We start from the raw sequence: 7,245 nt of genomic DNA, 5'->3' as shown, positions 1-7,245 counted from the left end.
CCCGCGGTCCCGACGAGCGCGGTCCCGACGAGCGCGGTACCGACGAGCGCGGTACCGACGAGCGCGGCTCCGACGAGCGCGACCCCTGGGGTGCCCTCGGTCCCGACCACCGCGGCGTCGACCACGACCTCGCGCCCGGGGCTGCCGCTGCCCAGCCTCCCGCTGCCCTCTGTGTCCGGGGCACCGGCGCCGTCCTCGCCGCCCGGCCCGGTGGTCCCGCTGCCGCCGGTGGCGCCCGGGGCGTCCCTCTGCCTGCCGCCGCTGATCACCGTGGGCTGCTGACCGGCTCCGGAGCGGTCAGGCGGCGACGCTAGGGTCGCGGTCGACGGTGGGTCGACGCCGGGAGGTGGTGCGCGTGGTCCGAGTGCCCTTCCGCGGCCGTGCTGCGCGGGTGCCCGCGGAGGTCGACGACCACGAGACCCGGGCGCTCGTCGCCGGTGAGGCGTCCGCGGCCGCCGCCGAGACCGACGTGCCCGAGGCCCCCGCGCCCGACCGCACCGCCGCCGCGTTCTTCGACGTCGACAACACGATGATGATGGGCGCCTCCATCTTCTGGTTCGCCCGTGGGCTGGCCGCCCGCAAGTACTTCACCGGGCGCGACGTCGCCTCGTTCGTCTGGCAGCAGTTCAAGTTCCGGGTCGTCGGCACCGAGGGCGCCGTCGACATGCACACGGTCCGGGACAACGCGCTGGCGTTCGTCGCCGGCCGCCCGGTCGAGGAGATCAAGCAGGCCAGCGAGGAGATCTACGACGAGCTGATGGCCGACCGGATCTGGTCGGGCACCCGGCTGCTGGCCCAGCAGCACCTCGACGCCGGCCAGCGGGTCTGGCTGGTCACCGCCACCCCCGTGGAACTGGCCGCGATCATCGCCCACCGGCTGGGGCTCACCGGTGCGCTGGGCACGGTCGCCGAGGTCGTCGACGGGAAGTTCACCGGCCGCCTGGTCGGCGAGATGATGCACGGTGAGGCGAAGGCCCAGGCGGTGCGGGCGCTGGCCGAGCGTGAGGGCCTGGACCTGTCGCGGTGCACCGCCTACAGCGACTCCACCAACGACATGCCGATGCTGAGCCTGGTCGGCACGGCGGTCGCGGTGAACCCGGACTCCGAGCTCAAGGCCGTGGCCCGCTCCCGGGGCTGGGTGGTCAAGGACTTCCGCACCGGCCGCAAGGCCGCCAAGATCGGCGTGCCCACGGTCGGCGTGGCCGCGCTGTCCGGCGGCGTCGTCGGCGGCCTGGTCGCGCTGCGCCGCCGCAACCGCTGGCCGTTCTGAGCCGCGGTCCAGCACGTGTCGATCGCCGCGCAGGCCTGGGAGTGCCTCGGCCTGGACGCCGACCTCCTGGACCTGCTGCAGAGCACGCCGGTCCCCCTGCCGTCCCGGCTGGCCGTCGGGCGGCTCGCGGCCGACAGCGTCGCGGTGGCCTCCCTCGCCGCCCAGCTGGTCCTCGCCGAGCGCCGCGGCCGTCGCCCCGGCCCGGTCCAGGTGGACGGCGTCCGGGTGGCCGGCTCGTTCCGCAGCGACCGGTTGCTGCGCATCGACGGCCGGCCCGTCCAGGGGTTCGCGCCGCTGTCCGGCTTCTGGCCGGCGGTCGACGGATGGGTGCGGACGCACGGCAACTACCCGCACCACGCGCGGCGGCTGCGGGAGCTGCTCGGCCTGGGGCCCGAGGCCGGTCCGGAGCAGCTGCGCGCCGAGCTGGCCCGGCGGCCGGTGCTCGAGCTGGAGGACGCTGCGGCCGCCGGCGGCGCCCTGCTGGTCGCGGTGCGTGAGCCGGCAGCCTGGCGGGCGCACCCGCAGGCCCGGGCGGTCGCCGAGGCACCGCTCGTCGTCCGGGAGCACCTCGGCGATGCACCGGCTCGGCGTTGGAGCGACCGCCCGGAGCGCCCGCTCGCCGGCATCCGGGTGCTCGACCTGACCCGGGTCATCGCCGGACCGGTCGCCGGCCGGGACCTCGCCCTGGCCGGCGCGGACGTGCTCCGGATCGACCCGCCCACGCCCGCCGAGATCAGCTGGCAGCACCTGGACACCGGGCAGGACAAGCGCTCGGCGCTGCTGGACCTGGCCGGCCAGCGGGAGCGGTTCGAGGAGTTGCTGGCCGGGGCGGACGTCGTCCTCACCGGGTACCGGCCGGGGGCGCTGGACCGCTTCGGCCTGACGCCGCACGCCCTCGCCGAACGCCGTCCGGGGATCGTGGTGGGCCGGATCAGCGCCTGGGGCGGGACCGGCCCGTGGTCGGGCCGGCGGGGCTTCGACAGCCTGGTCCAGGCGGGAACGGGCATCGCGGTGCTGGAGAGCCCGGACGGCGTCACCCCCGGCGCGCTGCCCGCCCAGGCCCTCGACCACGCCTCCGGTCACCTGCTGGCGGCGGGGGTGATCGCGGCGCTGCGCGCCCAGCGGCGCGACGGCGGGTCCGCGGGGGTGACGGTGTCCCTGGCGCGCACCGCCGGGGCGCTGCTGCAGCTGCCCGGCGACACCGCCGCCCCGTCGACCGGGCCTGCGTGGCCGCTGGACTCCGGCGGCGGCGTCATCTGCGCCGCCCCGGTGCTCACCTTCGACGGCGCGCCACGCACCTACACCCGCATCGGCGCCCCCTGGGGCGCCGACCCCGCCGAGTGGGCTGCCACCCCGTGACGGGCGGAGCCCTCAGCTGAAGACGCTGCGCCGCTGCAGGAGGAGGCGGTAGAGCGAGTGCTGGATGGTCTCGCGGACCTGGTCGGTGAGGTTGAAGACGACCATCGGGTCGTCGGCGGCGGCCGGGCCGTAGGACGCGGTCTCGATCGGCTCGCCGAAGGCGATGAACCACTTCGACGGCAGCGGAACCAGGCCGGCCGGCCCCAGCAGCGGGAACGTCGGCGTGATCGGGAAGTACGGCAGCCCCAGCAGCCGCGCCGCGGTGCGCGCGTTGCCGATCATCGGGTAGATCTCCTCGGCGCCGACGATCGCGCACGGCACGATGGGCGCCCCGGTGCGCAGCGCCGCGCTGACGAAGCCCCCGCGGCCGAAGCGCTGCAGGGTGTACCGCTCGCTGAACGGCTTGCCGACGCCCTTGAAGCCCTCGGGGAAGACCCCGACCAGCTCACCCTCGGACAGCAGCCGCTCGGCGTCCTCGTTGCAGGCGAGCGTCGTGCCGAGCTTGCGCGCCAGCGCCCCGACGAAGGGCACCTGGAACACCAGGTCGGCACCGAGCAGCCGCAGCCGGCGCGACGCGGGGTGGTCGTCGTGCAGGGCGACGGTGGCCATCAGGGCGTCGACCGGGATCGTGCCGGAGTGGTTGGCCACGACCAGCGCGCCGCCGGTGTCCGGCACGTTCTCCAGGCCCTGGGTCTCCACCCGGAACCAGCGCTCGAACCACGGCCGCAGCATCGGCAGCAGCACGTGGTCGGTCAGGTCGGGGTCGAAGCCGAACTCGTCGGTGTCGTAGTCGCCGGTGACCCGGCGGCGGAGGAACTCCAGCCCACCGGCCAGCTGCTCGTCCCAGGACGGTGCGGCGGGCGGCGGCTGCGGCGGCGGGTCGTCGTCCGGCCGCAAGGGGATCACCCGTGCCTCAGGCATCGCGCACCGCCCGCAGTCCGGGCACCGGGGGCGCGGGGCGGTGCCGGCCCCGGACCACAGCGTGCACGGCGTGCACTCCACCCGCGACCGCGCCGACCACCGAGCGGGCCGCCCCGGTCACGTCACCGACGAGTTCCGGCCGGACGACGGGGGACACCGTGTCGGCGTAGTCGGCGAGCGCCTCGGCGGTGCTGTAGCGCGGGGTGTAGCCGAACTCCTCGCGCAGCACGCGGGTGTCGACCACACGGCCGAAGTTGAGCAGGCGCATCTGCTCAGGGGACCACTCGACCGAGCCGTCGACCAGTCGGACCCGCCGGGCCAGCTTCCGGACGGTGCCCATCGCGGGCTGCGGCACCGGCAGGGGGACGCGGCCGAGCCGGCGGATCGCCTGGGACAGCAGCACGGTGCCGGACGCGCCGACGTTGACCGTGCCGACGAAGTCGCCCAGGGCCGCCTGGCGGAGCACCGCGACGGCGTCGTCCTCGTGCAGGAGCTGGACCCGGGCGTCGTAGCCGAGCGCGGTGGGCACGACCGGCATCCGGAGGAACCCGGACAGCAGCGAGTCGATCCGCGGACCGATGAGGTTGGTGAAGCGCAGCACAGCGACGCCCACGTCGGGGCGGCGGCGCGCGAACGAGCGGACGTAGCCCTCGATGTCGAGGCTGTCCTGGGCGAACCCGCCCGCCGGGACCCGACGGGCCTGCATGGCCTCGGTGAAGACGGCGGGGTCGCGGGGGCTGGCCCCGTAGACCGCGCTGGTCGACTTGAGCACCAGCCGCTCGACGGCGGGCGAGCGCTGGCACGCGGCCAGCAGCTGCATGGTGCCGATGACGTTGAGCTCCTTCATCGACACCCGGCCGCCGGCAGCAGCCGGCGTCGCGCTGATGTTCATGTGCACGACGGTGTCCACCGACGCCGACTCGATGACCTTGGCGATCAACGGGCTGCGGATGTCGGCGCGGACGAACTCGGTGCGCCCCAGGTGACGGAGCACCTCAGGGGCCGGGGGGACGGTGTCCACCCCGATGACCCGGCCGATCGCCGGGTCAGCCGCGAGCTCGGCCGCCAACGCACCGCCCAGCCACCGGCTCACGCCGGTGACGAGGACGACCGCGGGCGGCACGAGCGTCAGCTCACTTCTTGTTGCGCCGCTGGACGCGGGTCTTCTTGAGGAGCTTGCGGTGCTTCTTCTTCGCCATCCGCTTGCGACGCTTCTTGATGACCGAACCCATGTGCCCTGCTCCCGACGTCGTGTCCGCGCAGTACCGGAGGGTGACCGGGTCGGTCACGCCGGGCACCGCGCGAGGTGATCAGCTCGTGCGCGGCCGGCCCCGCGAGGAGGCACCGCCGCTCAGCGCCCGAGCCTACCTGGCACGCGACGTGAGGGAACGGCCCCCTTGCAGGGCCCCGCCGCGAGCCTGCGAGTGGTGGGGGGCAAAGGGGGTCCTTCCTCAGGCGATGTCGGTGTAGGCCTCGCGCAGGTAGTCGTGCACGGCGCGCTCCGGCACGCGGAAGGAGCGGCCGACGCGGACGGCGGAGAGCTCGCCGCCGTGGACGAGGCGGTAGACGGTCATCTTCGAGACCCGCATGATCGCGGCGACCTCGGCGACGGTCAGGAAGGCGACGGCGGCGCGGGGCGCGGGCACCTGGGCCGGGCGGCCGACCGGCATGGACGCGGGGTGGGCGGCCGGCACGGGGCGCGACAGCGAAGCGGCCGAGATGGGCCGGCCCATCGGACGAGGGGCGGGCACACCCGGGCGGGTGGTCTGGATGGTGGCGCGCTGGGGCATGGTCACGTCGTTCATCTCCGGTCTCAGCACTCCCGCGGCCACCGGCTTCCCCACCGGCGGGCGTGTCACGTTCGCGCTGGGAAGACCATATGGGGACCGGTGTGACAGAAGCGATGGGTGAAACGGACAGGCGGACCGGTCCGTCCTGGGCACAAGTGGACAGAGACAACGCGTGACACTCCAGTTACGGCGTGTTGTCCCCAAGTCGACCCCGGTCACCCACGTGCTGTCCACAGAGAACTGTGGACAACTACGTGCGAGTGATCCACCTGGGCGGCCTGGGACACACGGTGCACTCGCCCCCGGGCCGGACGGATGCGGAGCCGGTCAGTCAGCCACGCGCCCCAGGGCGACGGAGCGGTCGTGTGCTGCCTCGATGGCGGCGATGAGTGCCGCGCGCACGCCGTGCCGCTCGAGCTCGCGGATCGCGGCGATCGTCGTCCCCCCGGGGCTGGTGACCGCCTCCCGCAGCTGCACCGGGTGCTCCCCGGACTCCCGGAGCATCACCGCGGACCCGTAGGCGGTCTGGACGATCAGGTCGGCGGCCACCGCGCGGGGCAGACCGAGCAGGATCCCGGCGTCGATCATCGCCTCGACGAGGAAGAAGAAGTAGGCCGGCCCGCTGCCCGACAGCGCCGTGACGGCGTCCTGCTGGCCTTCCGGGACCCGGCGCACCTGCCCCACCGGGGACAGCAGCGCCTCGGCCTCGTCCAGGTGCTCCTCGGTGGCGTGCGCACCGGCGGAGATCACGCTCATCCCGGCGTCCACCAGTGCGGGGGTGTTGGGCATGACCCGCACCACCGGCGTCCCGGGCGGCAGGGCGGCCTCGATCCGGCTGGTGGGGACGCCGGCGGCCACCGACACCACCAGGTGCTCGGCGGTCACGTGCGGGGCCAGCAGGACGAGCAGGGCGTCGATGTCCTGCGGCTTGACCGCCAGCAGCAGCACGCGGGACCGCGCGGCCGCCTCGGCCAGGTCGACGGCGCCGGTGCCGTGCCGGGCGGCCAGCTCGGCCGCCCGCTGCGGGCTGCGCTCGACGACGACCACACCGTCCCCGCTGCCCGCCTTGCGCACCAGACCGGCGAGCAGCGCCTCGCCGATCTTGCCGCCGCCGATGATGGCCAGGCCCGTCCGCCCCGCGGTGATCATGTCCGCGACGGTAGTGCCCCGACGCGCGCGACGGAGCGGCCCGGGTGGGCCCATCAGGACCCGGCGAGCCCGGTCAGCCGGCGAGCAGGCCGGCGGCGGGGGCGATGACGAGCACCGTGCCGGCCAGCAGCAGCACGGCCAGCAGCCGCACCCCGAGCGCGCCCTGGCCCCGCTTCTGCCGCCAGGCGGCCACGCCGGCGACCAGTGCGGTGACCGTGACCGGCGCCGCCACGAGCGCGGCGTAGGGCATCAGCTCCCACAGCACGGTGAAGACGAAGTACAGGCCGATGCCGACCGCGAGGGCGACGACGAGCTCCCCGACGAAGCGGAGCCAGGCGAGCGCGCTCTCCTTGGCGGTGAGCGGCTCCTCCTCGACGACAGCCGGCTCGGCCGCGGCGCGTTGCACCGGGATGGGACCGGTGACCGGATGGGCCTCCGCGCGGCGATGGGTGGTCGTGCCGGCGGCCGGGATCGCGGACGTGGAGGGGCCGGTGCCGAACAGTCCGGTGGCGGCGACGGGGGCTGCGGTCGCGGCGTCGCTCTTGCGCCGCCCGGTCCGCACCGCCGAGGACACGCCCTCGCCGCGACCGGTCCCCGGCCCGGTGGCCAGCGCGCGGTCGGCCGCGGAGTCGCGGGTGGGCTCGGGCCGGGCCGGGGCGGCGCTCCGGGCGGGCACGGGTTCGCGCGGGGCCGCCGGGCCGGCCAGGCCGGCCGCCGGGCGGGGACCGGCGGTGCCGGACTGGTCGGGCCATGTCG

Annotated in this window: 8 protein-coding genes and 1 pseudogene; 2 read left to right on the top strand and 7 right to left on the bottom strand. The window is 75.4% G+C overall.

Annotation, left to right across the window (positions count from 1 at the left end; translation table 11 throughout):
• Positions 1–269 (bottom strand): annotated as a pseudogene (locus tag FHL79_RS25620) (hypothetical protein); the annotation flags it as partial.
• 86 nt (positions 270–355) lie between these two features.
• Here FHL79_RS25620 and FHL79_RS24300 point away from each other — a divergent pair.
• Entirely contained in the window at positions 356–1,270 is a 915-nt protein-coding gene (locus FHL79_RS24300) for an HAD family hydrolase (protein WP_218938602.1), read from the top strand.
• Positions 1,271–1,285: 15 nt separating this feature from the next.
• Positions 1,286–2,629 carry a CoA transferase gene (locus FHL79_RS24295; RefSeq protein ID WP_138761122.1) on the top strand — a complete coding sequence of 448 codons (1,344 nt, stop codon included), beginning with the start codon at positions 1,286–1,288 and terminating at the stop codon, positions 2,627–2,629.
• 12 nt (positions 2,630–2,641) lie between these two features.
• Here FHL79_RS24295 and FHL79_RS24290 read toward each other — a convergent pair whose 3' ends face one another.
• The 6 genes from FHL79_RS24290 to FHL79_RS25330 form a co-directional block, all read right to left on the bottom strand.
• The gene (locus FHL79_RS24290) at positions 2,642–3,550 is read right to left on the bottom strand and encodes a lysophospholipid acyltransferase family protein (RefSeq protein WP_138761121.1); all 909 of its coding nucleotides are present in this window, start codon (positions 3,548–3,550) and stop codon (positions 2,642–2,644) included.
• Positions 3,543–4,673, bottom strand: coding sequence for an NAD-dependent epimerase/dehydratase family protein (locus tag FHL79_RS24285; RefSeq protein ID WP_138761120.1), 1,131 nt, complete (start codon positions 4,671–4,673; stop codon positions 3,543–3,545). The genes FHL79_RS24290 and FHL79_RS24285 overlap by 8 nt, the downstream gene beginning before the upstream one ends.
• Before the next feature lie 10 nt (positions 4,674–4,683).
• Positions 4,684–4,839 carry a 30S ribosomal protein bS22 gene (locus FHL79_RS26665; RefSeq protein ID WP_439331142.1) on the bottom strand — a complete coding sequence of 52 codons (156 nt, stop codon included), beginning with the start codon at positions 4,837–4,839 and terminating at the stop codon, positions 4,684–4,686.
• A gap of 162 nt (positions 4,840–5,001) precedes the next feature.
• A complete protein-coding gene (locus FHL79_RS26660) occupies positions 5,002–5,340 on the bottom strand; it encodes a helix-turn-helix domain-containing protein (RefSeq protein ID WP_246081196.1) in 339 nt (112 codons plus the stop codon).
• Positions 5,341–5,667: 327 nt separating this feature from the next.
• The gene (gene proC / locus FHL79_RS24270; protein ID WP_138761119.1) at positions 5,668–6,489 is read right to left on the bottom strand and encodes a pyrroline-5-carboxylate reductase; all 822 of its coding nucleotides are present in this window, start codon (positions 6,487–6,489) and stop codon (positions 5,668–5,670) included.
• A 73-nt stretch (positions 6,490–6,562) separates the two neighbouring features.
• On the bottom strand, positions 6,563–7,245 hold a 683-nt coding region (locus FHL79_RS25330), incomplete at its 5' end, for a hypothetical protein (protein WP_171058334.1).

The sequence above is a fragment of the Modestobacter altitudinis genome, from assembly GCF_005930475.1.
Classification (GTDB): Bacteria; Actinomycetota; Actinomycetes; order Mycobacteriales; family Geodermatophilaceae; genus Modestobacter; species Modestobacter altitudinis.
The sequence above is the reverse complement of the archived record's forward strand: the minus strand, read 5'-3'. Positions and strand labels throughout refer to the sequence as shown.